The organism is Paraburkholderia tropica (assembly GCF_914484835.1).
Classification (GTDB): domain Bacteria; phylum Pseudomonadota; class Gammaproteobacteria; order Burkholderiales; family Burkholderiaceae; genus Paraburkholderia; species Paraburkholderia tropica_A.
Genome location: NZ_CAJZAR010000081.1, coordinates 23,699 through 47,448, shown reverse-complemented (window position 1 = coordinate 47,448; position 23,750 = coordinate 23,699). Strand labels below are relative to the sequence as shown.

Genomic DNA, 23,750 nt, shown 5'->3' with positions numbered 1-23,750 from the left:
ACGAGGGAGCGCCTGCAAGGCATCGGCGCTCCCCACCCTGCTGCGGCGCAAGCGTCACGCGCCGCCTTTCACACGCACGATTTCGTCTTCGACATCGCGCAACTGATCCTTCCCGAAGAACATCTCCTCGCCGACGAAAAACGTCGGCGCGCCAAACGCGCCGCGCTCGAATGCGTCCTGCGTATTGGCGAGCAACGTGGCTTTCACATCGGCGTCCGCGAGCAGCGTTTCAAAACACGCCACGTCGAAACCATCGGCTTGCAAGGTCGCGCGCAGCACTTCGGGATCATCGAGCTTGAGGCCGCCTTCCCACATATGCGCGAACATGCGATCGACGTAATGTTCGACCACGCCCTCGCGCTGCGCCGCCACCGCGCCTCGCATGATCTGCAGTGTATTCACCGGAAAATGCGGATTCATCCGATACGCGCTGAGGCCGTGCTTCGCGATAAAGCGCTGCATCTCCAGAAACATATACTTGCGCTTGTTTGCGATTTGCGCCGTGCTTTCGGCCGGCGAGCGATTACCGGTCATCTTGAACAGGCCGCCGAGCAGAATGGGCACATACTCGAAACGCACGCCATGACGCGCTTCGATCGAGGGAATGACCTTATGGCTCAAATAAGCATTAGGACTGCCAAAGTCGAAAAGAAACTGCACGCTGATTTTCTGCATTGCCGCTCCTCCATGCGTGTGTGAATTCGTTCGACGCATATTCCTCCATGCAGGCAAACATGACAAGGAGACAAACCACCATGACGCAAAAGAAAGCCGTACTCGTGATCGGCGCAGGTGATGCAACGGGCGGCGCGATTGCACGCCGTTTCGCGCGCGAAGGGTATATCGCTTGTGTCACGCGCCGCCACGCGGACAAGCTTGCGCCGCTCGTTGCGCAGATCGAAGCCGAAGGCGGCGTCGCGTACGCGTTCGGCTCGGACGCGCGCAAGGAAGAGGACATGATCGCGCTATTCGCCGAGATCGAGAAGAATATCGCGCCGGTCGAAGTCGCGATCTTCAATATCGGCGCAAACGTGCGTTTCGGCATTACCGAAACCACGGCGCGCGTGTATCACAAGGTCTGGGAAATGGCCTGTTTCGCAGGCTTTCTGATGGGCCGCGAGGCGGCGAAAGTCATGCTGCCACGCGCGCGCGGCTCGATCTTTTTCACGGGTGCCACGGCGAGCGTACGCGGACGCGCGGGCTTCTCCGCTTTCGCGGGCGCGAAGCACGCGTTGCGCGCGCTCGCGCAATCGATGGCGCGCGAGTTGGGGCCGGAAGGTGTGCACGTCGCGCAGATCATCGTCGACGGCGCGATCGATACCGAATTCATCCGCGAGAATTTTCCAGAGCGCTACAAGCTCAAGGAGCGCGACGGCATCCTCAATCCCGAGCATATCGCCGACGCTTACTGGATGCTGCATCAGCAGCCGCGCGATGCGTGGACACACGAACTCGATCTGCGTCCGTGGCTCGAGGAATGGTGAAAAAAGCGCGGCGCAAGCGCCGGGTCGGCTCACGAGTTTGCTCATGATCGCGCGAGGCCAGGTATGATGCGGGAAACGCCGGTTCGCGGCACGCGTTCGACACGCGCGTGCGCGGCCGCCGGCCCGATCTGTCGCGCCCGCTTCATCGCGCTCATTACCTGTTCAGCAACTCATGAAAATCGCCACCTGGAACGTCAATTCCCTGAAGGTCCGCTTGCAGCACGTCATCGACTGGCTCGGCGAGAGCAAGGTCGACGTGCTCTGTCTTCAGGAACTGAAGCTCACCGACGATAAATACCCGCGCGCCGAACTCGAAGCGCAAGGCTACCGCAGCTGGTTCACGGGCCAGAAGACCTATAACGGCGTGGCTATTCTCGTGCGCGACGGCCTGAACGTCGACGAGAGCACCGTCGTGCGCAACATTCCCGGTTTCGAAGATCCGCAGCAGCGCGTGGTCGCCGTGACGGTCGAAGGCACGCGCATCGTCTGTGCGTATTTCCCGAACGGTCAGGCGCCCGGCAGCGAGAAGTTCGCGTACAAGCTCGACTGGCTCAACGCGATGCACGACTGGCTCGCGGCTGAAATGCAGCAGTATCCGAAGCTCGCGCTGCTCGGCGACTACAACATCGCGCCCGAAGACCGCGATGTGCACGACCCGAAAGCGTGGGAAGGCCAGAATCTCGTGTCGCCCGAGGAGCGCGCGCAGTTCCAGCGCCTCATCGCGCTCGGTTTCGTCGATGCGTTCCGCCAGTTCGAGCAGCCCGAAAAACTGTTCACGTGGTGGGATTACCGCATGTTCGCGTTCCGCCGCAATGCGGGGCTGCGCATCGATCACATCCTGCTGTCGCCCGCGCTCGCGGCCACGCTCACCGCGTGTGAAGTCGACAAGGTGCCGCGCAAATGGGAGCAGCCTTCCGATCACACGCCGGTGATCGCGGAAGTCACGTTCGCGGGATAAGCGGGTTAAGCAGGCCAGGCGCCCTGAACGCAGCGAGCGGGCGCACGGGCGGCCCGCTCGCGGCTCAAGCCATGCGAGGCGCACGCGCGCCTCACGGCTCTCACCACGTTCCGCCGAGCGTGGTCCACAGGAAGCGGTACACGAGCGCATCGTACTGCGCGCGTTCCAGCGAGTCGCTGCCCGGCCCATGGCCGCCTTCCGTGTTCTCCAGATACCAGACGTTCGCGTGCCCCTGCTCCTGCATGCGCGCGACCATCTTGCGCGCGTGCGCGGGGTGCACGCGGTCGTCGCTGGTCGAGGTCGTGAACAGCACCGGCGGGTACAGCACGCCCGGCTGCACGCGCTGATACGGCGAGTACGCGGCGAGCGCAGCGCCTTCTTCGGAATCCTCAGGATCGCCGTATTCGTCGATCCACGAAGCGCCCGCGTGCAGCAGGGGATACCGCTCCATGTCGAGCAGCGGCACTTCGCAGACCACCGCGCCGAACAGCTCGGGACGCTGCACCATGCACACGCCCACGAGCAGGCCGCCGTTGCTGCCGCCCTTGATGCCGAGTTGCGGCGCGCTCGTATAGCCCTGCGAAACCAGGGCCTGCGAGACGGCGATGAAGTCGTCGAACGAACGCTGCCGATGTTCGCGCTGCGCCTGCACGTGCCACGCCGTGCCGTATTCGCCGCCACCGCGGATATGCGCGATCGCCACGATGCCGCCCTGCTCCAGCCAGCCGATGCCCGATCCCACCAGGTATTGCGGCGTCAGCGCGATCGAAAAGCCGCCATAACCCGTGAGCAGACACGGCAGCGGCTTGCGCGCCTCGCCCTGAAGCGCGTCGCGCGGGCCGACCACGGTGAACGGCACCATCGTGCCGTCCGCCGAACGCGCATGCGAGCGGATCACGGTGAACGGACCGGCGTCGAACTGCGTGGGCCAGCGATCGAGCAGTTCCCAGTTCTGTAAATCCTGCTGCGCGAGATCGGCGAGCCAGTATTCGGGCGGCAGCAAATAGTCGTCGACGTCGACGAACACTTCGTCGTTGAGCGTATCTTCGATCGGCGAGACATCGACCTGCGAACTCGCGCGCCCCGGAAAGCTGCGCGAATGCCACGTCCACACGCCGTCGCGTTCGGACGGTTGCCAGAGCATCGTGCGGCTTTGCACGTCGTCGAGCCAGGAGACGATCAAGACGTTTTTCGTATTGGTCCAGTCGCACGCGGAGGTCACGGGCGTGGGCGTGAAGAGCGCCGTGAAATTGCGATCGCCGGCCACGAACGCGTCCTCGCGTATCGCGAGCAGCGAACCGCCCGCATACGTCTGCGCGCCGAGGGTCCAGTCGAGACGCGGTTCGAGCATGAGCCAGCCGTGCCACGCGCCCACGGCCACATGCGACGGCACGTCGTAGAGCTGCCACTCGCCGCGCGCATCGAGACGATACGTATATGAATCGAAGAAGTCGACGGCGCGCACCACGTCGTGCCGCTGCTCGACCGGATCGTAATCGCCTTCGACGCTGATGTCGTCGAACTCGCCGCGAAACACCACGGGCGCATCGACGAGACGCGTACCGCGCGTCCAGCGCCGTACTTCACGCGGATAACCCGAGCGCGTGAGCGTCTTCTTGCCGTGATCCCAGCCGACGTAAACCGTGTCGCGATCGATCCACGAAATCGTGTGCTTGCCTTCCTTCTCGATGCAGAAACCGCCATCGACGAACACGCGCCGTTCGAGATCGAACTCGCGCACCGTGACGGCGTCGGCGCCGCCATCGGACAGCTGGATCAGCGCGCGATCGCCATCGGGATACAGAATGTCGATGCCCGCGCAAACCCACGGCATGCCTTCGGCCGCGCCGAGCGCGTCGAAGTCGAGCAGCGTTTGCCACTCGGGACGATGCGCGCGCCAGTCGGCCCATTTCGCGCGGCGCCACAGGCCCTTCGGGTTGTCCTCGTCCTCCCAGAGATCGTAGGCCCACTCGAGCCAGCGGCTCGGAATCACGGGCCGCTCGCGCGGCAAGTACGCCTGCGCGAGACGCTTCTCCAGCGCGTCGAAACGCGCGCCGCCTTGCCACGCGGCACGCGTGCGCGCGTTCTGCGCCTCGACCCACGTCATGGCGGCGGGATCGTCGAGCGATTCAAGGGAGAGAAAGGGATCGGCCTCGGCGGGCCAGGGAGAAGTCACGGGCATGTTCGATCGTCTGCAAGAAACCAGCGTCGATTATGCCCCAGCGCGTGAACGGGCACGCGCAGGGTGCATCGGCTCGCGCGGAGCCGATGCACCCTGCGCGCTAACTTCAGCGCTCATTTCAGCGCTTATTCCAGATTGAGTTCCTGGATCTTGCGCGTGATGGTGTTGCGGCCAATGCCGAGGCGCTCTGCCGCCTCGACCTTGCGGCCGCGCGTGAAGTCGAGCGCCTCGCGAATCACGGCGGCCTCGAAACGGCGCGAGAGTTCGTCCATGACGTCGGCGCTGTTTTCTCGCAGCAGGCGGGCGACTTCCGTGCGTAAGCCGCTTTCCCAGACGCTGACCGCCAGCGCGGCCGCAGCGGCCACGCCGTTGGCCGCGGAGAATCCGCCTGCCGCGCCGCCCACCGCGCCACCGAAACCGGACACGCTTGCCGTGCCCGGCGCGCCGCTCACGGCCCCCGCTGCACCCGCCGCCGCGCCCTCGTACGACCCGGCGCCGTTAGCCAGCTCGCTCGCCACCGCCGCGCCCTCGCCCGTCGCGACATGCGACGGCAGCAGATCGGGCGGCAGATCCTTGATTTCGATGGTCTGCGCGGGCGCCATCACCGTGAGCCAGTTCGCGAGATTCTCGAGCTGGCGCACATTGCCCTGGAACGGCAACGACGACATATACGCAAGCGCTTCATCGGAGACGCGCTTGGGTTCCACGCCCAGTTCGCGCGCGCTCTTTTGCAGGAAGTGGCGCGTGAGCAGCGGGATATCCTCGCTACGCTCGCGCAACGCGGGCAGACGCAGCCGGATCACGTTGAGGCGGTGATACAAGTCCTCGCGGAACAAACCCTGACGCACGCGCGTTTCCAGATTCTGGTGCGTGGCCGCGATCACGCGCACGTTCGCGCGCAGCGGATTGTGGCCGCCCACGCGATAGAACTGGCCGTCGGAGAGCACACGCAGCAGACGCGTTTGCAGATCGAACGGCATGTCGCCGATTTCGTCGAGAAACAGCGTGCCGTTCTCAGCTTGCTCGAAGCGGCCTTGACGCATCGCCTGCGCGCCCGTGAACGCGCCGCGCTCATGGCCGAACAGTTCGGATTCCAGAAGATCTTTCGGAATGGCCGCGGTGTTCAGCGCGATGAACGGACCGTTCGCGCGTGGGCTATGTCGGTGCAAGGCGCGCGCAACAAGCTCCTTTCCGGTGCCCGACTCGCCCGTGATGAGCACAGTCGCCGCCGAATGCGAGAGACGGCCGATCGCGCGGAACATGTCCTGCATCGCGGGCGCCTGGCCCAGCATCTCGGGCGCTTCGGCGGGACGGTCGTCCCACTGCTGTTCGCCGCGCATGCTTTCGTCGACGGCGCGGCGGATCAGCTCGACGGCCTTGTCGACATCGAAGGGCTTGGCGAGATATTCGAATGCACCGCCCTGGAACGCGGCCACCGCGCTGTCGAGGTCGGAGAACGCGGTCATGATGATGACGGGCAGTCCCGGCAGACGCTCGCGCACGGTCTGCAGCAGTTCGAGCCCCGAGCCGCCAGGCATGCGGATATCGGAGACGAGCACCTGCGGGCTGTCGTGGTCGAGCGCGCTCGCGGCCTCACGCACGTTCGAGAAGCTGCGGGTGGCGAAATTTTCGCGTGCGAGTGCTTTTTCGAGCACCCAGCGAATTGATTGGTCGTCGTCAACTATCCAGATCGGCTTCATAAGGTCGGTCAGAAGTCTTGGTGGCTTGCGGGTCGTGAGATCAGTTGTCGAGCGGCAGCAAAATCTGAAACTCGGTATGACCGGGCCGGCTTTCCACTTCGATCAGGCCGTCGTGCTGTTGCACGAAGGTCTGCGCGAGCGTGAGGCCGAGACCGCTGCCATCCTCGCGTCCGGAGACGAGCGGATAGAAGATGCGATCGCGGATGTCCTCGGGAATGCCGGGGCCGTTGTCGATGATATGCAAGTCCAATGCCAGCTTGCACAGGCGTTTTGAAATCGTGATCTTGCGCGCGATGCGCGTGCGCAATTCGATGCGCGCGTCGCCTTGCGAAATGCGTTCGCGCAGCGCCTGCGCCGCGTTGCGCACGATGTTGAGCAGCGCCTGAATCAGCTGCTCCTTGTCGCCTCGCAGGTCGGGCACGCTCACGTCGTAATCGCGCTCGATCGTGAGACCGCGCGGAAACTCCGCGAGAATCACGGCGCGCACGCGCTCGCAGACTTCGTGAATATTCACGTCGCCGACGATATGCGGATGACGATGCGGTTCGAGCAGCCGGTCGACCAGCGTTTGCAGACGGTCCGACTCCTTGATGACCACCTGCGTGTACTCGCGCAACTCGCCGCGCTCGAGCGTGCCGAGTTCGAATTCGAGCAACTGCGCCGCGCCGCGAATGCCGCCGAGCGGATTCTTGATCTCGTGCGCGAGATTGCGGATCAGATGTTTGTTGACCGTCGCGAGGTCGTGAATGCGCTCCTCGCGGTCGGTACGGATATGCCGCTCGTTCTCGAACAGTTCGAGCAGCACGTAGTCGGGCGCGCTCTCCAGAAAGCCGACGATCGCATGCACATGCAGCGACTCGCGGCCCGGCCGTTCGAGCGAGGCGTCGAGGCGCGTCGCGTGAAAGCGGTGCGCGGCGATCGACGCAATGGTTTCGAGCAGTTCGTCGGCATTCGAGAACAGATCGGACCACACCATCTGCGAGAGCTGCCGGCGCGAGAGGTCGAGCATCGCCTCGGCCGAGGGATTCGCAAACGCCACGCGCAGGCTGCGCTTCTCGAGCACGAGCACGACGGTGGGCAGCGCCTCGAAGCCGGGCAAGAGACCCGACTCGACGAGCGGCGCGTCGTCCGAGAGCGGCTCCGCATGGCCCTTTCTTGCCTTGATCAGATTCTTGAGCACCATCTTGCATGGCCGGCCGCCACGCGGCGCACCGGCTCCCTGTCCCTGTCGTTGAATGACGGCAACGCGGCGAGCGGACCAACGAAAAAGGGACGGCACCGCCGTCCCTTCATGACCGATCGCCGATGTCGGATGGACACTTCGCTACGCGGCTGCGAGCGAAGCGCCATCGTCGATTACAGCGCGCTTTACAGCGAGTAGTACAGTTCGAACTCGACCGGGTGCGTCGTCATGCGCACGCGTTGCAGTTCGCCTTCCTTCAGTGCGAGGTAGGCGTCGATCATCGAATCCGTGAACACGCCACCGCGCGTCAGGAATTCGCGATCCTTGTCGAGCGCTTCCAGAGCCTGGTCGAGGCCGGCGCAGACGGTCGGGATCTTTGCATCCTCTTCCGGCGGCAGGTCGTACAGGTTCTTGTCGGCGGCTTCGCCCGGATGGATCTTGTTCTGCACGCCGTCCAGACCTGCCATCATCAGTGCCGAGAAGCACAGGTACGGGTTGGCCATCGGGTCCGGGAAGCGCGTTTCGATACGGCGGCCCTTCGGGTTCGAGACGTGCGGAATACGGATCGATGCCGAACGGTTGCGTGCCGAGTAAGCCAGCTTGACCGGTGCTTCGAAGTGCGGAACCAGACGCTTGTACGAGTTCGTCGACGGGTTCGTGATGGCGTTCAGCGCGCGAGCGTGCTTGATGATGCCGCCGATGTAGAACAGCGCGAATTCCGACAGACCTGCGTAGCCGTTGCCTGCGAACAGGTTCTGGCCGTCCTTCCAGATCGACTGGTGAACGTGCATGCCCGAACCGTTGTCGCCAACGATCGGCTTCGGCATGAACGTAGCCGTCTTGCCATACGTGTGCGCCACGTTATGGATGATGTACTTCATCTGCTGCGTCCAGTCCGCGCGCTGAACCAGCGTCGAGAACTTCGTGCCGATTTCGTTCTGGCCTTGACCAGCGACTTCGTGGTGGTGCACTTCGACCGGGATGCCGATCTGTTCGAGCAGCAGACACATTTCCGAACGGATGTCCTGGAACGTGTCGACCGGCGCGACCGGGAAGTAGCCGCCCTTGACGCCCGGACGGTGACCCGTGTTGCCGCCTTCGAATTCCTTGCTCGACGACCACGGTGCTTCTTCCGAGCCGATCTTGACGAACGAGCCCGACATGTCCGTGTTCCACTGGACCGAGTCGAAAATGAAGAATTCGGGTTCCGGGCCGAAGAAGGCCGTGTCGCCGAGGCCCGTGCTCTTGAGGTACGCTTCAGCGCGCTTCGCGAGCGAGCGCGGGTCGCGCTCGTAGCCCTTGCCGTCAGCCGGTTCGACCACGTCGCAGGTCAGGACCAGCGTCGGTTCTTCGTAGAACGGGTCGATGAAGGCCGTGTTCGCGTCCGGAACGAGCAGCATGTCCGAGGCTTCGATGCCCTTCCAGCCGGCGATCGACGAACCGTCAAATGCATGACCCGACTCGAACTTGTCTTCGTCGAAGTGCGACAGCGGAACCGAGACGTGTTGCTCTTTGCCGCGCGTGTCGGTAAAGCGGAAGTCGACAAACTTGACGTCTTCGTCCTTGACGAGTTGCATGACGTCGGCCACGGATTTACTCATAACCTATTCTCCTGATTAACGATTTCGGCGAACGCTGCCGCCGTCCCAATCCTTGTTAGTCGCCGGTTGCTGCCCGGCCCGCTTGCGCAGACCGGCTGCGAACGATCGCGACAGATAAAGCAGCTTCCGTGCCAAGTATGCGCCAACCTGGAACAAACCCAATGCTGACGCGCACCTGGACGAAAAATCCGCGCCTCGTCGGCGAGCGGGCCCGCCGGCCGAAGCGCCTTCATGCACCACATCCGTGCAATCCCGGATTTGGCGCGTGAAACTCACTTCATTATGGTGCATAACGTCAATCATGCACCACGCTTGCGCAAAATTACCTCGCGGCTTCTGACGGCCCGCATGCGGCCGACCTGACTTGCCTTGACGCCGCCCCGCAAGCGGTCATGCGCGCGCCGTCATTGCGCGAGTATGCCCCGCAATGCGGGGTTCCCGCACCCATGCAGCGCGCTAGAATGATCTTTTGGACCCACCCTACATCCGAGGAGATCCGCTGTCATGAGTACGCTCGAACAGTTGCACGCCCAGGCCGACCAGCGACGCGTCGAGAACCAGCTGCCCTACGCGGGCGCGCTCTCGCCCGCCGAGGCGTTCGAGCTTCTGCAACTCGATCCGCGCACCCGCCTCGTCGACGTGCGCACGCGCGCCGAACTCGACTGGGTCGGCCGCCCCGTGATCGGCGATGGCCAGTACGCCCACGTCGAATGGACCCGCTATCCTGGCGGCGTGCCGAACACCGACTTCGTCGCCCAGCTCAGGAGCGCGGTCGGCGACACCGACGCCCCCGTGCTGTTCCTCTGCCGCAGCGCGGCCCGCTCGAAGCTCGCGGCCATCGAAGCGGCCAAGGCCGGCTTCACGCGCGCCTACGACCTGCTCGAAGGCTTCGAAGGCGACAAGAACGCCGAAGGTCACCGCAAGTCGGTCACGGGCTGGTGCTTCCGCGGCCTGCCCTGGCTCGGCGCCTGACCTGCGACGGGGCGGCGCCCGCCGCCCGCCCAGCAGGCCACTCTGAGCGCCGCATGTGACACGCCGATGATCGGGCGCGGCGCGCTTACTGTGCGTTTTCGGCGGTGCTTGCATCGGCTTTGCGTCAACGCTTGCATCGACGCTTGCACCGATTAACCCGGCCGCATGCGCATCGGCGAACAGCCTCAGAACCCCGCGCGCGGGCCGCTGCGGCGCTCGCGGTCCGGCGATCCCTCGCCGGGCGCGGGCGGTTCCACGACATCGCCGCCCAGCAGGTGCACGCCTTCGCGCAGCTTCACGAAGGCCGCCGCCACCGCCTCGGGCTCGCCCTTCACGCCCAGATCGATATGCCGGCGCGCGTAAATGCCGCCGCGCTCCGTGTCGCCGACGCTCGGCAGGCTGAACACGCGCACGCCCGGAAAATCGTGCTCGATGCGCTCCATCAGCGGCGTGAGCGTCGACTCCGGCAGCTCGAACACCAGCAGCGACTTCTCCGCATGCGGCGTCTGATGATGCAGATGCGCGTACTTCGTATCGAGCACCCATTCGATCATCGGCCAGGCCATCACCGGAAAGCCCGGCACGAAATGGTGATCGCGGATCGAAAAACCCGGAATCTTGTTATAGCCGTTCGGAATGATCTCGCAGCCCTGCGGGAAGGTGCCCATCTGAAAGCGATGCAGATTCTCCGGCGACGCGAAGTCGACCGGATCGGCGCCCGTATGCATGTCGCGGATGCGCTCACTGATCGCCGCTTCGGCGTCCGGGTGCAGCGCGAGCGGCACGCCCAGCGCGGCCGCCGCACACTGACGCGTGTGGTCGTCGGGCGTCGCGCCGATGCCGCCCGTGGAGAACACGATGTCGCCCGATTCGAACGAACGCTTGAGCGTGGCGGTGATACGCGCCGGATCGTCGCCAACGTATTCGGCCCAGTCGAGCGTGAGACCGCGCGCGCCGAGCAGTTCGATGACCTTCGGCAGATGCTTGTCGGTGCGGCGGCCGGACAGAATCTCGTCGCCGATGATGATGACGCCAAATGCCATGAGTTGCCTCGTCGAGGAAATGAAGTGATGGAGTTCAGTGGACGATGGTGACGTCGTGCCCGCTATGCTGCGCCTCTTCGTGACGCAGGCGCTGCAACGCGCGCAGGCAGTACTGGCCGAACCAGAGCGCCGTGAACACCAGAATGAAAGCGTAGATCCAGATGGTCAGCGCGGCGACCACCGGGAACAGCAGCACGAGCCACGCGGAGGCCACCCAGATCGCCGTGGGCAGCGAGCCGAGCAGACCGCTCGCCACGCCGATCGCGAGCAGCGGCAGGCGGTGGCGGCGCACGAGTTCGCGGCGCTCCTCGGGGCTCGCGTGCAGCGCGAGCGCGTCGTAGGTCATCACGCGATACGTGAGCCAGCCCCACAACAGCGGCGGCACGAGCACGCAGAACGGCGGAATGAACCAGAACGGCAGCGTCACGATCAGCAGCACGATGCACAGCAGCGTGGTCCAGAGCGAATGCGCCATGCTGCCGAACCAGCTGCCGCCGCGCCGCGCCTCCAGCCCGGCGTACTGCCGCGCCGTGAGATGGCGGATCACGCGCGGCATCGCCACGGCGACGATCAGCAGCAGCACCGTGATGACGATCAGCGGAATCGTCAGGATGATGATCACGAACGGCCCGATCATGCTGCGCAGCGCCCCGAAGCCGAGCGCGTCGAACGCGTGATAGAGCCAGGACATGGCCGGCCAGTTTTCGAAGGTGATGCGCACCGCGTCGATGAGCGGCTGCCAGAAGATATAGAGCAGGACGCCCCACGCCCCCGCCGCCACGACGAACGGCACGAAGGTCAGGAGCAGCATGGCGGGATGGAACACGCCGGAAAGCGCGCGGCCGAGCGAGCGCAGCAAATCGTTCATGCGAGCGGGAAAATAGCGGGAAGACGGTGAAGCGTCACGAAACCGGTGGATTCACTGCGACAAAACGACAGCATAAACCACGGCGCGCCGGTCGGGCGAAACGAGGCACAGGCGGAGGTTGAGACGGAAGAACAGGCGCAGGCGCAGACGGGCGCAAGAAGCGCCCGGCGAAACGATGCGCACGAGAAAGCGCGGCAAAAAGGTCTACGCAGCGAACGTGTCGTCGCGCGCGGCGGCCTTGCGCCCGCGTGCGCCAAGCCGGCGTGCGATGCGCAGGAACGCGAGCCCCTGCTGCGCCCAGAAACCTTCGCCATAGCGCACGCCGTCGAGCTGGTCGCGAATGCCCGTAGGTTCGAGCTCGCGATTGAACGACGCGCTGCCGAACAGCATGTCCCACCACGGAAACAGCACGCCGAAGTTGCAGCCATACGTGGTGCCTTCGTGCCCATAACCGATGGCGTGATGGCGGCGATGAAAGCGCGGGCTCACGATCAGCCGCTCGCCGAGCCAGCCGAAATGCGCGCGGATATTGGCGTGCTGGACGTTCTGCACGAAATTCGTGAGCGCGACGAGCACCACGAACTGCGCGGGCGGCACGCCGATCACGAGCGCGATGCCGGCGAACATGCACGACTGCATCAGCACGTCGAGCAGATGGTTGCGGTTATCGCACCAGAACGACATCCGGCGCTGGCTGTGATGCACCGCGTGCAGTTCCCACCAGATGCCGAAGCGGTGCGACAGCCGGTGATACCAGTAGCCGAAGAAGTCGAGCACGATCAGATAGATCGCGAACGCCACGATGGGCTGCGTGGTCACGCCGGGCCAGAGATTGTCGATATCGACGCTCATCACGCCATGCAGGCGCAGCCAGCCCTGAGCACGGTCGAACACCGGCTGCATGGCGAAGAAGAACAGCAGATTGAGAATGCCGAGCCGCGTGATCCATGTGTAGATGGCGTCCACGGCCACGCCCTTGCGGTCGGGCCACTTTTCCGCGGGCATGAGCGCTTCGAGCGGACGCAGGATCGCGTACATCACGCCCACCTCCAGCACGCCGACGATCACCCAGTACAGCGCGTCGAACGTGTCTTCGTCCACGTTCATCAGGCCGAAGCGGAACAGCAGCGGCTGCAGGACGTTCACGTAGACCAGCGTCTGGAGCCACGACACGCAGTCGTCGGCGCCGGACGCGAGCCAGTGAATACCGGAATTCAGCAACGTGAGCATGGCAAAACCGCTAGCAGTTCGCGCCGGATATCACGCGCCGTTCGGCGACATGACCGGCGCGCGGTCGAAGAAATAGATGCCGTGCGGCGAGCGGCCCACGTCGATCGTCTTGATGAGCTTCTTCGTCTGCATGTCGATCACGCCGATGCGCTTCGCGAAGCGGAACGTGACCCACAGATAGCGCTTGTCGGCGGTCAGTTCCATGTCGTCCGGCCCGGGCAGCAGGCCGTTGATCTCGCCCACTTTCTCCAGCGACTCCTCGTCGATGATGCTGATGACGTTCGACACGCGGCTCGACACCAGCACGTGACGCCCATCCACCATCGAGCGGAAATTGTGCGCGGCCTTGCCCACCTGGATGGTCTTGATGACCTTCTGGTTGCGCCAGTCCACCACCGCCACGTAGTCGGCGCCCGTCATGCCGACGAGCAGGTATTTTTCGCCGGGCGTAAGCCACAGGCCGGCGGGCGCGGCGCCCACCTTCATCTTCCAGAGCACTTTCTGCGTGGGCAGGTCGACCGCCGCGATTTCGCCCGAGACTTGCAGCGACACGAACACGATATTGCTGTCCTTCGTGAACGCGAGGTGGCTGGGCATGGCCGAAAGCGGCAGGCGCTTCGCGACCGTGAAATTGCCCGCGCCGCCGTAGTGGTAGATATCCAGACGGTCGAGGCGCAGACCCGTGGTCACGAACCACTTGTTGTCCGGCGAGAAACCGAGCTGATACGGGTCTTCGACGTTCTCGATCCAGCGCTGCGGCTTGCCGGTTTTCGGATCGACGAACAGCAGGTTGTTCGACACCGAATTCGCGACGATCAGCGAAGTATTGTCGGGCGTGGGAAACAGGTGATGCGGCTCCTTGCCCGTGGGCACGGTGCCGACGACTTCATGCGTCTTGTCGTCGATGAGGCTCAGCGTGGCTTCACCGGAGTTGAGCACGATGATGTTGTTCGCGTGAGCGATGCTTGGCATCGCCGTGGCCAGCACGGCGCCGACGAGCGCGGAGGAGGCAAACACAACGGCGCGTTTGGCAAAGCGTCCGGCGGCACGGCGGAATTCGTTTTTACGCATGAAGAGTCGTTCCCAGGCAGATCCGTGATTGTAGAACGCTTACCGCTTCGCAAGGTTGACGTAGGGCCGATGAAATAGAAAGGGGCGCGAATTTCGCGCCCCTTTCCGGTCATTTTCGAAGCTTTCTTAAGTCCGCTGTTGTGACCCGCATAAGTGGCCAGCATACGTGGCCCGCAAATATCAGCGCATCGACAACGCGTGAAAGCTCATCGCTGCATCGATTCCCACACTTTGTAGAGCCGTTTCACCGAAACCGGCATCGGCGTACGCAACTCCTGAGCGAACAGCGAAATCCGCAGTTCCTCGAGCAGCCAGCGGAACTCCGCGAGACGTGCGTCGAACACGCCGCCGCGCTGCGAAAGCGCGCGCTGATACTGCTGCGCGAGCGGCAGGAATTCCGAGGCCTGACGCGCGTCGCGGGCGGGATCGGCGCGCAGCTTGTCGATGCGCAGCGCGATGCCCTTCAGGTAGCGCGGAAAATGCACGAGCTGCGCGTACGGCGTCTCCAGAATGAAGCGCTTGCCGATGAGCGCGTCGAGCTGCGCCTGCATGTCGGCGGCCGGCGCGCCGAACGCCTTCGCCGCCACCAGCTTCTTCGACACCGACGCAAATTCCGCCAGGATCTGCCCAACGAGCCGCGCGATTTCCTGCGCGAGCAGCGAGAGACGCCCGCGCCCTTCGTCCTTGCGCGCGTGGAAACTCGCGTCGTCGTCGGGGAGCGGGTCTTGCAGGCAGGCGCGATCGAGCGCGAGTTCGACGAGCTGATCGCGCAATTCCTCCTGCGTGGCGCGCGCCATGAACTGCATCGCCATTTCGCGCAGACCCGGCAGATTCCTCTCCAGATAGCGAATCGGCTCGCGCAACTGCAGCGCGAACAGACGACGCAGCCCCGCGCGATGAATGCGCGCCGCTTCCTCGGGCGAATCGAACACCTCCACGTCGCAATGCGTGGCGCGATCGACGAGCGCCGGATAGCCGAACAGCGTCTGGCCGCCCCGGCGGATTTCGAGCAGTTCAGGCAGCTTGCCGAAATTCCAGGTCGTAAGGTTTTCGTAGAGCGCCGTGGCGGGCGCGGCGTCGCTCGCGGCAGGCGTGTGGGGCGCGTTGGCCGGATTGGTCCGCTTCGGCGCGCTCGCGTTCGGCTGCGGCTCAACGCCGCCGCCCTTCTCGCTCGCCCCGCCTTGCGCGTGCGTTTCCAGCGCCGCCAGCGCGGTCGCGCTCGCGAGCTTCTGGAACTGCTGCTGCGCCTGCGCGCCGAGTTCCGCGCGCAACTGCGCGAGATTGCGGCCCATCGCGAGCTGGCGACCGTGCTCGTCGATCACCTTGAAGTTCATGAACAGATGCGCGGCCAGCGTCTCCAGCTTGAAATCCGCCGACTTCAACTGAATCTGCTTCTGCTCGCGCACGTCGATGATCAGCGCCTCCAGCAGCCCGCCCGCGCCGAAGCGCTCACCGCTCACGCGATCGGCGAAACCGGCCGCGTATTCGGGCAGCGGCACGCAATGGCGGCGCAGCTTCTGCGGCAAGGACTTCAGGAGCAGTTGCGCCTTCTCCTTGAGCATGCCGGGCACGAGCCATTCACAGCGGCGCGCGTCGACCTGATTGAGCGCGTAGAGCGGCACCGCGAGCGTCACGCCGTCGCGCGGCGAACCGGGCTCGAAGTGATACGTGAGCGCCATCGCCACGCCCGACATCGTCATGCGCTTCGGGAACAGATCGGTCGTCACGCCCGCCGCCTCGTGGCGCATCAGGTCGTCGCGCGAGAGATACAGCAGACGCAGCTTGTCCTCGGACTGACCGCTCTTTTTCACCTCGTCGCGATACCAGCGCTCGAAGGACGCGCCCGAATACATGCCCTCGGGAATCGCCTGATCGTAGAAACCGAAGATCAGTTCGTCGTCGACGAGCACGTCCTGGCGGCGCGACTTGTGTTCGAGCTGCTCGATATCGGCGAGCAGCTTGCGGTTGTGCGCGAAGAACGGCAGCTTGGTGTCGAACTCGCCCTCCACCAGCGCGCCGCGAATGAACAACTCGCGCGCGCGCGCCGGGTCCTGCTTGCCAAACGCCACGCGGCGTCGCTGATACACCGGCAGGCCATAGAGCACGCCGCGCTCGAACGCGCTGACCTGCGCCGCGCGCTTCTCCCAATGCGGCTCGGACAGCGACTTCTTCAGCAGATGCGCGCCCACTTTTTCGAGCCATTCGGGCTCGATCTTCGCGATGCAGCGCGCGTACAGACGGCTCGTTTCCACGAGTTCCGCCGCCACGACCCAGCGCCCCGCCTTCTTCACGAGCGCCGAACCGGGCCACAGATGGAACTTGATGCTGCGCGCGCCGAGGTAATGCGGCTCGTCGTCGGCCTTGAGACCGATGTTGCCAAGCAAGCCCGTCAGCAGCGCGTGATGGATCTGCTCGTAGGTCGCATCGGACTGGTTGATGCGCCAGCCGTGCTCGCGCACGACCGTCAGCAATTGCGAGTGCACATCGCGCCATTCGCGCAGACGCAGATGCGAAAGGAAGTTCGCCCGGCACGAATCGACGAGTTGCTTGTTCGACTTCTTGTGCGCGACGGCGTCTTCGAACCACGCCCAGATCTTGAGCCACTGAAGGAATTCGGAGCGCTCGTCGGCGAAACGGCGATGCGCCTGATCGGCCTGCTCCTGCGCTTCGATCGGCCGGTCACGCGGATCCTGCACCGAAAGCGCACTCGCGATGACGAGCACTTCGCGCAGCGACTGCTCATCGCGCGCGGCCAGAATCATGCGGCCGACGCGCGGATCGAGCGGCAGGCGCGACAGCTCGCGGCCGAGCGTGGTCAGCGCGTTGTCGTCGTCGACGGCACCGAGTTCGTTGAGCAGCTGATAACCGTCCGCGATCGCGCGGCCCGGCGGCGGCTCGATGAACGGGAAGGTTTCGATCGCCGTGAGATGCAACGACTTCATGCGCAGAATCACGGCCGCCAGCGACGAGCGCAGGATTTCCGGGTCGGAAAAACGCGGGCGCGCGACGTAATCGGACTCTTCGTAAAGCCGGATGCAGATACCGTCGGCGACGCGGCCGCAACGGCCCGCGCGCTGGTTCGCGGCGGCCTGCGAAATCGACTCGATCTGCAGTTGCTCGACCTTGTTGCGGTACGAATAGCGCTTCACGCGCGCGAGGCCCGTGTCCACCACATAGCGGATGCCGGGCACCGTCAGCGAGGTTTCGGCCACGTTGGTCGCGAGCACGATGCGGCGCGCGTTCGACGCCTTGAACACGCGCTCCTGCTCCTGCGCCGAGAGCCGCGCGAACAGCGGCAGGATCTCCGTGTGCGGCGGATGATGCTTGCGCAGCGCTTCGGCGGCGTCGCGAATCTCGCGCTCGCCGGGCAGGAACACGAGCACGTCGCCCGAACCTTCGCGGCAGAGTTCGTCGACGGCGTCGACGATCGCGTCCATCAGATCGCGGTCGGTGTCGCGCTGCGATTTCTTCGTCGGAGCGTTGCCCTGCGCATTCTTCACAGCCGGGCTGTCTTCCTGCACCGGGCGATAGCGCACCTCGACCGGATACAGACGCCCGCTCACCTCGATCACCGGCGCAGGCTTTTCGTCGCTGCCGAAATGGCGCGCGAAGCGATCCGCGTCGATGGTCGCCGAGGTCACGATCAGCTTGAGATCGGGCCGGCGCGGCAGAATCTCTTTCAGATAGCCGAGCAGGAAGTCGATGTTGAGGCTGCGCTCGTGCGCCTCGTCGATGATGATCGTGTCGTAGGCCTTGAGCAGCGGATCGGTCTGCGTCTCGGCGAGCAGGATGCCGTCGGTCATCAGCTTGACCGACGCGCCCGCCGCGAGATTGTCCGTGAAGCGCACCTTGTAGCCGACCACTTCGCCGAACGGCGTGCCCAGTTCCTCGGCGATACGCCGACCGGTCGCCGATGCCGCGATCCGGCGCGGCTGCGTATGGCCGATCAGGCCCGAACCGCCCGCGCCGAGACCTCGCCCGAGCGACAGCGCGATCTTCGGCAGCTGCGTGGTCTTGCCCGAGCCGGTTTCGCCGCTGACGATCACGACCTGATTGTTGGCGATCGCGCGCGCGATTTCCTCGCGGCGGCCGGAGACCGGCAGCGCTTCGGGGAAGGTGATCGGCGGGATCGGGTTCGGGATGACGTTCGCGCGCGGCGCGCGTTCACGACGCTCCTTGCGCTCGCCTTCGGGACGCGGCGGACGGTCCTCGCGTGCGGTCTGCGGGCGTTCGCTTTGCGGTTTCGCGGCGCGCGGCGCGTCGGCGGGCTGGCGCGGGGCGGCTTGCGGCTCGCGCTGGGTTTCCGTGCGCGCGGGGCGCTCGGCGCGCGGTTCGCGGGGCGCACGCGGTTCGCGTGATTCGCACGGCTCACGTGCTTCGCGTGGCTTGCGATCGCCGCCGCGCGAGGCATCGCCCGATTGCGGCGCTTGCGATGGCGCTTGCGGCACATTGCGCGCTTCGCCGGTTCGCTGCCCGCCCTGGGGCGCACGTTGGGACTCGCGCGGCGTCTCCCGCTGAGATTGATCACGCGCGGGCGCGCGAGGCGTCGGCCGGTTTTCGCGCGGCGCTTCCGGACGCGTTTCGGTTTTCTGCGGCTTTTGCGGCGCGGCGGGTTGCGAAGCAAGCTGCGAAGCGTGCTGAGAAACCGGCGACGAAACCTCCGGCGCACGTTGCGCCTGCGTCTGCGCTTTCACAGCCGGCGTTTGCGGCGCCACAGCCTTGTCTTCAGGCGTCTCGCGCTGCACGGCGGCCTGCGCCGGCTTCGACGCCGGGGCAGCCTTCGCACGCTGATCCTGCACGCGCGCGCCGCCGAGCGCGCCGCTGCCCATCAGCGCGGCGAGCCGGTCCAGCGACGCCGGTTTCTGCGCATCGGCCTGCGCACCGCCATACTTCTGCGCGCCGCGCTTTTCGCGCGCGCCGCCGTGTGCGGCGTCATCGCCGGAAGGGGTGTTGCTGCCCTGCCCCGAGGCAGGTCTTTTGGGTACATTCGACATGGGGGCGCATTATAATCCCGGGCATGAATTCCCAAACCGACCTCGTCCCCGCCGCCCAAGGCGCGCCGGCCACTGCCGCCGCCTCGGACCCCGCGTCCCAGCAAGCCGCGCAGCAGATGGCGCAGCACGCGCAGTTCGTCGACTGGATGCGATCGGTCGCGCCCTACATCCACGCGTTTCAGGGCAAGACTTTCGTCGTCGGTTTCGGCGGCGAGGTCGTGCACCAGAACCTGCTCAACGCGCTCGTCGCCGACATCGCGCTGCTTCAGGCCATGGGCATCCAGATCGTGCTCGTGCACGGTTCGCGCCCGCAGGTCGAGGAGCAGATGAGCCTGCACGGCGTGGAGTCGGAGTTCTCGCACGGCATGCGCATCACGAATGCCCGCGCGCTCGAATCGGCGAAGGAAGCGGCCGGCGAAGTGCGTCTCGACATCGAGGCCGCGATCAGCCAGGGCCTGCCGAACACGCCGATGGCGCACGCGCACATCAGCGTGGTCTCGGGCAACTTCGTGACCGCGCGCCCGGTCGGCATTCTCGACGGCGTCGATTTCCAGCACACCGGCGTGGTGCGCAAGATCGACGCGGATTCGATCCGCCATTCGCTCTCGAGCCGCAAGCTCGTGCTGCTCTCGCCGCTCGGCTTCTCGCCCACGGGCGAGGCGTTCAATCTGTCGATGGAAGACGTCGCCTCGGCGGCGGCCATCGCGCTGCGCGCCGACAAGATCGTGTTCCTCACGGAAACGCAGGGTCTCATCGACGAGGAAGGCGTGCTGATCCGCGAAATGTCGCTCGACGACGCCTATCGCCTCCAGGAAGGCGGCACCGTGCTCGGCGACGCGGGCTTCTATCTGAAGCACTCGATTCGCGCCTGCCGCGGCGGCGTGGGCCGCGCGCACATCATTCCCTACGCGCTCGACGGCGGCCTGCTGCTCGAACTGTTCCTGCACGACGGCGTCGGCACCATGATCTCGTACGAGAATCTGGAAAGTCTGCGCGAAGCCACGCCGGACGACGTCGGCGGTATCCTCACGCTGATCGAGCCGCTCGAAAGCGACGGTACGCTGGTGCGCCGCGGCCGTCACCAGATCGAACGCGACATCGACCATTTCTCGGTGATCGAGCACGATGGCGTGCTGTTCGGCTGCGCCGCGCTCTACGCGTATTCGCAGGAACGCATCGGCGAAATGGCCTGCCTCACGGTCTCGCCCGAAGCGCAAGGTTCCGGCGACGGCGAACGCCTGTTGCGCCGCATCGAGCAGCGCGCCCGCGCGCGCGGCCTCACGCGCATCTTCGTGCTCACCACGCGCACGGAACACTGGTTTCTCAAGCGCGGTTTCGTCAAGGCCACGGTCGACGACCTGCCCGAAGACCGCCGCCGCCTCTATAACTGGCAGCGCAAGTCGCTCGTGCTGATGAAGCAGCTCTGAGCGCGCCGCCCTCCCCCATACGACTACAGGAGAAGCACAGCATGGCCCGTATGATTCAATGCGCGAAGCTCGGCAAGGAAGCCGAAGGTCTCGATTTCCCGCCGCTGCCGGGCGAACTCGGCAAGCGCATCTATGAAAGCGTCTCGAAGGAAGCCTGGCAGGGCTGGCTCAAGCAGCAGACCATGCTGATCAACGAGAACCGCCTGAACATGGCCGATCCGCGCGCGCGTCAGTACCTGATGAAGCAGACGGAAAAGTACTTCTTCGGCGAAGGCGCCGATCAGGCATCGGGCTTCGTGCCGCCGACGCAAGGCTGATCGCTCGCCGATCCGCGTTTCGATCTGCCCCTTTGCCGATCGAAGCAGCGGAAAGCACTGCAAAAACCGCGCCTCCCGCGCGGTTTTTTTATGCGTTTCGTCATCGCGGCCAGCGTTTTTTGCTGCGCCGCCAAATCGCCGCAATCCCTTGCCACACAAGGGCTGACGCGCCTCCCCGGCGCCCTCGCGGACAGGCCAGTTTGCACGATCTTCCGTTATCGTGCTATCATGTCGCTTCGTTCAACAGGCATTAGCCATCAATTGCATTCAGTTCGGCGCCCGAAAACGCCTTTCCAGCTGAATGCGCTCGCACAAAAAGAACGCGCCGCCACGCGGTGATTCTTTTTCGTTCAGCGGCACTTTGCAGTCACACTCCGTGACAGCCCAGTGTCCTCAAGCGTCCTGCCCCCCCTCTACGGCCACGCAGGCGCCACGCTTAATCACAATTCGTTCGAGTGTCGTTTCGCGACACTTCAGCATGCACTTTCGTGCGCCGCCGGACTTGCGCGTCATCGCGCGTCCGGCCAGGCTCGGGTCTCGCCCATGGCGACCCCCATGCGCATCGCGCGCCGCGCACGAACGGCTGCCGCTATCGCGAAACGGCACTCTCCGGCAACCGTGGCGAGCTCCCCTGGAGTTCGTCGCAGTCATTGGAGATGCAGACCTTGACCGCTTCCACTTCCGGCTCGTCGGCCCAATCCGACCTCACCCTCGACGACATTACGATCGTCGACAACAGCCTCCTCAAACGCGCCGTCGGCGCCATGGCCCTTGGCAACGCCATGGAATGGTTCGACTTCGGCGTGTACAGCTACATCGCCGTCACGCTCGGCCAGGTATTCTTCCCGTCGAGCAGCCCGTCGGCCCAGCTGATCGCCACCTTCGGCACGTTCGCGGCCGCCTTCCTCGTGCGCCCGATCGGCGGCATGGTGTTCGGCCCGCTCGGCGACCGTATCGGCCGTCAGCGCGTGCTCGCGATGACGATGATCATGATGGCCTGCGGCACTTTCGCCATCGGCCTGATTCCGTCGTACCACTCGATCGGCATCGCGGCGCCCGTGCTGCTGCTGGTCGCGCGTCTGGTGCAGGGTTTCTCGACCGGCGGCGAGTACGGCGGTGCGGCGACCTTCATCGCCGAATTCGCCACCGACAAGCGCCGCGGCTTCATGGGCAGCTTCCTCGAATGCGGCACGATGGTGGGCTACATCTTCGGCGCGGGCACGGTCGCGGTGCTGACCGCCCTGCTCTCGCATCAGCAACTGCTCGACTGGGGCTGGCGCGTGCCGTTCATGATCGCGGGTCCGCTCGGGATCGTGGGCCTGTACATCCGTACGAAGCTCGAAGAAACGCCGGCGTTCAAGCGCGAAGCCGAACTGCGCGAAGCGGAAGAAGTCGCGCGTCCGAAGCTCACGATTCAATCTCTGCTGACCCAGCATCTGCGCCCCTTCCTGCTGTGCGTGGGCCTCGTGCTGATCTTCAACGTGACCGATTACATGGCGCTGTCGTATCTGCCGAGCTATCTGTCGGCGACGCTGCACTTCGACGAAACGCACGGTCTTTTCGTCGTGCTCGCCGTGATGGTGCTGATGGTGCCGATGACGATCGCGTTCGGCCGCCTCTCGGATGCCATCGGCCGCAAGCCGGTGATGCTCGCGGGCTGTGTGGGCCTGATCGTGCTGGCGATTCCGTCGCTCACGCTGATCCAGACGGGCGCACTGGTGCCGGTGTTCCTCGGCCTGATGATTCTCGGCACGCTGCTGTCGTGCTTCACGGGTGTGATGCCGTCGGCGCTGCCCGCGCTGTTCCCGACCGCGATCCGCTACGGCGCGCTCGCCATCGGCTTCAACGTGTCGGTCTCGCTGTTCGGCGGCACGACGCCGCTGGTCGCCGCCTGGCTCGTCGAGCACACGCAGAACCTCATGATGCCCGCGTACTATCTGATGGGCGCGGCTGTGGTCGGCATCATCTCGGTGCTGGCGCTGCACGAAACGGCGCGCCGTCCGCTGCCGGGCTCGGCGCCCAGCGTGAGCAGCAAGGCCGAAGCGCATGCAGTGCTGCGCGGCGTGCGTCTCGCCCGCGAAATGGACGACGACTACGCGACGGCCATGCCCGCACGCGTGTAAGCCACACGACTCCGTCATGCCATGAAAAAGGCCAGCTTCGCGCTGGCCTTTTTTGCGTCTGGAATCCGGGCCGATCGATGAATCAGCCGATCAGGCGCGTGTGCTCGATATGCGGCACGCCGCCATCGATCGTCAGCATGGCCGCCGAGATCGGCAACGTAAAGCGGCGCGGCCCCGCGCTGCCGGGATTCACATAGATCACGCCGTCGCGCGTGTCGAGCGCAGGCTTGTGCGAATGCCCGCTGACGACGACCGCCACGCCCTCCGCACGCGGATCGCCGCGCAGATCGGGCAACTCATGCACGACCGCGATCGCGATCCCGCCGATGTCGAGCCGCGTCTGCACCGGCAGCGCCTCGGCCCACGCGCCGCGATCGTTGTTGCCGCGCACGGCGGTCAGCGGCGCGATGCGCGCAAGCGTATCGAGCACGCCCGATTCGCAGATATCGCCCGCGTGCACGATCGCATCGCAACCGGCGACGAAGCTCAGCAATTCGGGGCGCAGCAGATTGTGCGTGTCGGAAACGAGCGCGATGCGCAGCGGTGTCGGACGTGACGAGGCAGACATGGAAAGCGGATCGAGTGGCGGAACACCCG

General features: G+C 65.1%; 17 protein-coding genes. 6 read left to right on the top strand and 11 right to left on the bottom strand.

Annotation, left to right across the window (positions count from 1 at the left end; translation table 11 throughout):
* Positions 1-54 precede the first annotated feature (54 nt).
* Positions 55-675 carry a 2-hydroxychromene-2-carboxylate isomerase gene (locus LDO54_RS31250; protein ID WP_224015352.1) on the bottom strand — a complete coding sequence of 207 codons (621 nt, stop codon included), beginning with the start codon at positions 673-675 and terminating at the stop codon, positions 55-57.
* 80 nt (positions 676-755) lie between these two features.
* Between LDO54_RS31250 and LDO54_RS31245 the strand changes: the two genes are divergently transcribed.
* Both LDO54_RS31245 and xth read left to right on the top strand, forming a co-directional pair.
* On the top strand, positions 756-1,484 hold the full coding sequence (locus tag LDO54_RS31245) for an SDR family oxidoreductase (RefSeq protein WP_224015350.1): 729 nt from the start codon (positions 756-758) through the stop codon (positions 1,482-1,484).
* A 172-nt stretch (positions 1,485-1,656) separates the two neighbouring features.
* On the top strand, positions 1,657-2,442 hold the full coding sequence (gene xth / locus LDO54_RS31240) for an exodeoxyribonuclease III (protein ID WP_224015348.1): 786 nt from the start codon (positions 1,657-1,659) through the stop codon (positions 2,440-2,442).
* 100 nt (positions 2,443-2,542) lie between these two features.
* On the opposite strand, the gene LDO54_RS31235 is transcribed toward xth, so the two are convergent.
* The 4 genes from LDO54_RS31235 to glnA form a co-directional block, all read right to left on the bottom strand.
* A complete protein-coding gene (locus LDO54_RS31235) occupies positions 2,543-4,624 on the bottom strand; it encodes a prolyl oligopeptidase family serine peptidase (protein WP_224015346.1) in 2,082 nt (693 codons plus the stop codon).
* Between the two features lie 125 nt (positions 4,625-4,749).
* Positions 4,750-6,324: a nitrogen regulation protein NR(I) gene (ntrC, locus tag LDO54_RS31230; RefSeq protein WP_224015344.1), complete on the bottom strand. Its 1,575-nt coding sequence runs from the start codon at positions 6,322-6,324 to the stop codon at positions 4,750-4,752.
* Between the two features lie 40 nt (positions 6,325-6,364).
* Positions 6,365-7,507, bottom strand: a complete 1,143-nt coding sequence (gene glnL, locus LDO54_RS31225; RefSeq protein WP_224015342.1) for a nitrogen regulation protein NR(II) — start codon at positions 7,505-7,507, stop codon at positions 6,365-6,367.
* A gap of 185 nt (positions 7,508-7,692) precedes the next feature.
* The gene (gene glnA / locus LDO54_RS31220; RefSeq protein WP_205994438.1) at positions 7,693-9,108 is read right to left on the bottom strand and encodes a type I glutamate--ammonia ligase; all 1,416 of its coding nucleotides are present in this window, start codon (positions 9,106-9,108) and stop codon (positions 7,693-7,695) included.
* A 504-nt stretch (positions 9,109-9,612) separates the two neighbouring features.
* Between glnA and LDO54_RS31215 the strand changes: the two genes are divergently transcribed.
* A complete protein-coding gene (locus LDO54_RS31215) occupies positions 9,613-10,080 on the top strand; it encodes a rhodanese-like domain-containing protein (RefSeq protein ID WP_224015341.1) in 468 nt (155 codons plus the stop codon).
* Between the two features lie 185 nt (positions 10,081-10,265).
* Here LDO54_RS31215 and LDO54_RS31210 read toward each other — a convergent pair whose 3' ends face one another.
* From LDO54_RS31210 to hrpA, 5 genes are all read right to left on the bottom strand, one after another.
* Positions 10,266-11,123, bottom strand: a complete 858-nt coding sequence (locus LDO54_RS31210) for a competence/damage-inducible protein A (protein WP_224015339.1) — start codon at positions 11,121-11,123, stop codon at positions 10,266-10,268.
* A gap of 34 nt (positions 11,124-11,157) precedes the next feature.
* On the bottom strand, positions 11,158-11,991 hold the full coding sequence (locus tag LDO54_RS31205) for an EI24 domain-containing protein (protein WP_224015337.1): 834 nt from the start codon (positions 11,989-11,991) through the stop codon (positions 11,158-11,160).
* 204 nt (positions 11,992-12,195) lie between these two features.
* Positions 12,196-13,221: a sterol desaturase family protein gene (locus LDO54_RS31200; protein WP_224015335.1), complete on the bottom strand. Its 1,026-nt coding sequence runs from the start codon at positions 13,219-13,221 to the stop codon at positions 12,196-12,198.
* A 30-nt stretch (positions 13,222-13,251) separates the two neighbouring features.
* Positions 13,252-14,292 carry a beta-propeller fold lactonase family protein gene (locus LDO54_RS31195; protein ID WP_356792140.1) on the bottom strand — a complete coding sequence of 347 codons (1,041 nt, stop codon included), beginning with the start codon at positions 14,290-14,292 and terminating at the stop codon, positions 13,252-13,254.
* A 206-nt stretch (positions 14,293-14,498) separates the two neighbouring features.
* Positions 14,499-19,286: an ATP-dependent RNA helicase HrpA gene (gene hrpA, locus LDO54_RS31190; protein ID WP_224015333.1), complete on the bottom strand. Its 4,788-nt coding sequence runs from the start codon at positions 19,284-19,286 to the stop codon at positions 14,499-14,501.
* Positions 19,287-19,309: 23 nt separating this feature from the next.
* On the opposite strand from hrpA, the gene argA reads away from it, so the two are divergent.
* The 3 genes from argA (at position 19,310) to proP (ending at position 23,153) form a co-directional block, all read left to right on the top strand.
* A complete protein-coding gene (gene argA / locus LDO54_RS31185) occupies positions 19,310-20,713 on the top strand; it encodes an amino-acid N-acetyltransferase (RefSeq protein WP_224015331.1) in 1,404 nt (467 codons plus the stop codon).
* A gap of 41 nt (positions 20,714-20,754) precedes the next feature.
* Complete coding sequence (locus LDO54_RS31180; RefSeq protein WP_065060302.1) at positions 20,755-21,030, top strand: oxidative damage protection protein; 276 nt, start codon at positions 20,755-20,757, stop codon at positions 21,028-21,030.
* 665 nt (positions 21,031-21,695) lie between these two features.
* Positions 21,696-23,153, top strand: coding sequence for a glycine betaine/L-proline transporter ProP (gene proP, locus LDO54_RS31175; protein ID WP_405045035.1), 1,458 nt, complete (start codon positions 21,696-21,698; stop codon positions 23,151-23,153).
* Between the two features lie 82 nt (positions 23,154-23,235).
* Here the strand turns inward: proP and LDO54_RS31170 are convergent, their stop codons facing one another.
* Complete coding sequence (locus tag LDO54_RS31170; RefSeq protein ID WP_224015326.1) at positions 23,236-23,721, bottom strand: metallophosphoesterase family protein; 486 nt, start codon at positions 23,719-23,721, stop codon at positions 23,236-23,238.
* Positions 23,722-23,750 lie beyond the last annotated feature (29 nt).

What these genes read in the sequence shown, in the direction of transcription:
- LDO54_RS31245 (WP_224015350.1), top strand. Translation starts at nt 756, where the DNA reads ATGACGCAAAAGAAAGCCGTACTCGTGATCGGCGCAGGTGATGCAACG.
- glnA (WP_205994438.1), bottom strand. Translation starts at nt 9,108, where the DNA reads ATGAGTAAATCCGTGGCCGACGTCATGCAACTCGTCAAGGACGAAGAC.
- glnL (WP_224015342.1), bottom strand. Translation starts at nt 7,507, where the DNA reads ATGGTGCTCAAGAATCTGATCAAGGCAAGAAAGGGCCATGCGGAGCCG.
- LDO54_RS31195 (WP_356792140.1), bottom strand. Translation starts at nt 14,292, where the DNA reads ATGCGTAAAAACGAATTCCGCCGTGCCGCCGGACGCTTTGCCAAACGC.
- LDO54_RS31180 (WP_065060302.1), top strand. Translation starts at nt 20,755, where the DNA reads ATGGCCCGTATGATTCAATGCGCGAAGCTCGGCAAGGAAGCCGAAGGT.
- hrpA (WP_224015333.1), bottom strand. Translation starts at nt 19,286, where the DNA reads ATGTCGAATGTACCCAAAAGACCTGCCTCGGGGCAGGGCAGCAACACC.
- LDO54_RS31200 (WP_224015335.1), bottom strand. Translation starts at nt 13,221, where the DNA reads ATGCTCACGTTGCTGAATTCCGGTATTCACTGGCTCGCGTCCGGCGCC.
- LDO54_RS31170 (WP_224015326.1), bottom strand. Translation starts at nt 23,721, where the DNA reads ATGTCTGCCTCGTCACGTCCGACACCGCTGCGCATCGCGCTCGTTTCC.
- LDO54_RS31210 (WP_224015339.1), bottom strand. Translation starts at nt 11,123, where the DNA reads ATGGCATTTGGCGTCATCATCATCGGCGACGAGATTCTGTCCGGCCGC.
- argA (WP_224015331.1), top strand. Translation starts at nt 19,310, where the DNA reads ATGAATTCCCAAACCGACCTCGTCCCCGCCGCCCAAGGCGCGCCGGCC.
- LDO54_RS31205 (WP_224015337.1), bottom strand. Translation starts at nt 11,991, where the DNA reads ATGAACGATTTGCTGCGCTCGCTCGGCCGCGCGCTTTCCGGCGTGTTC.
- ntrC (WP_224015344.1), bottom strand. Translation starts at nt 6,324, where the DNA reads ATGAAGCCGATCTGGATAGTTGACGACGACCAATCAATTCGCTGGGTG.
- LDO54_RS31250 (WP_224015352.1), bottom strand. Translation starts at nt 675, where the DNA reads ATGCAGAAAATCAGCGTGCAGTTTCTTTTCGACTTTGGCAGTCCTAAT.
- xth (WP_224015348.1), top strand. Translation starts at nt 1,657, where the DNA reads ATGAAAATCGCCACCTGGAACGTCAATTCCCTGAAGGTCCGCTTGCAG.
- LDO54_RS31215 (WP_224015341.1), top strand. Translation starts at nt 9,613, where the DNA reads ATGAGTACGCTCGAACAGTTGCACGCCCAGGCCGACCAGCGACGCGTC.
- LDO54_RS31235 (WP_224015346.1), bottom strand. Translation starts at nt 4,624, where the DNA reads ATGCCCGTGACTTCTCCCTGGCCCGCCGAGGCCGATCCCTTTCTCTCC.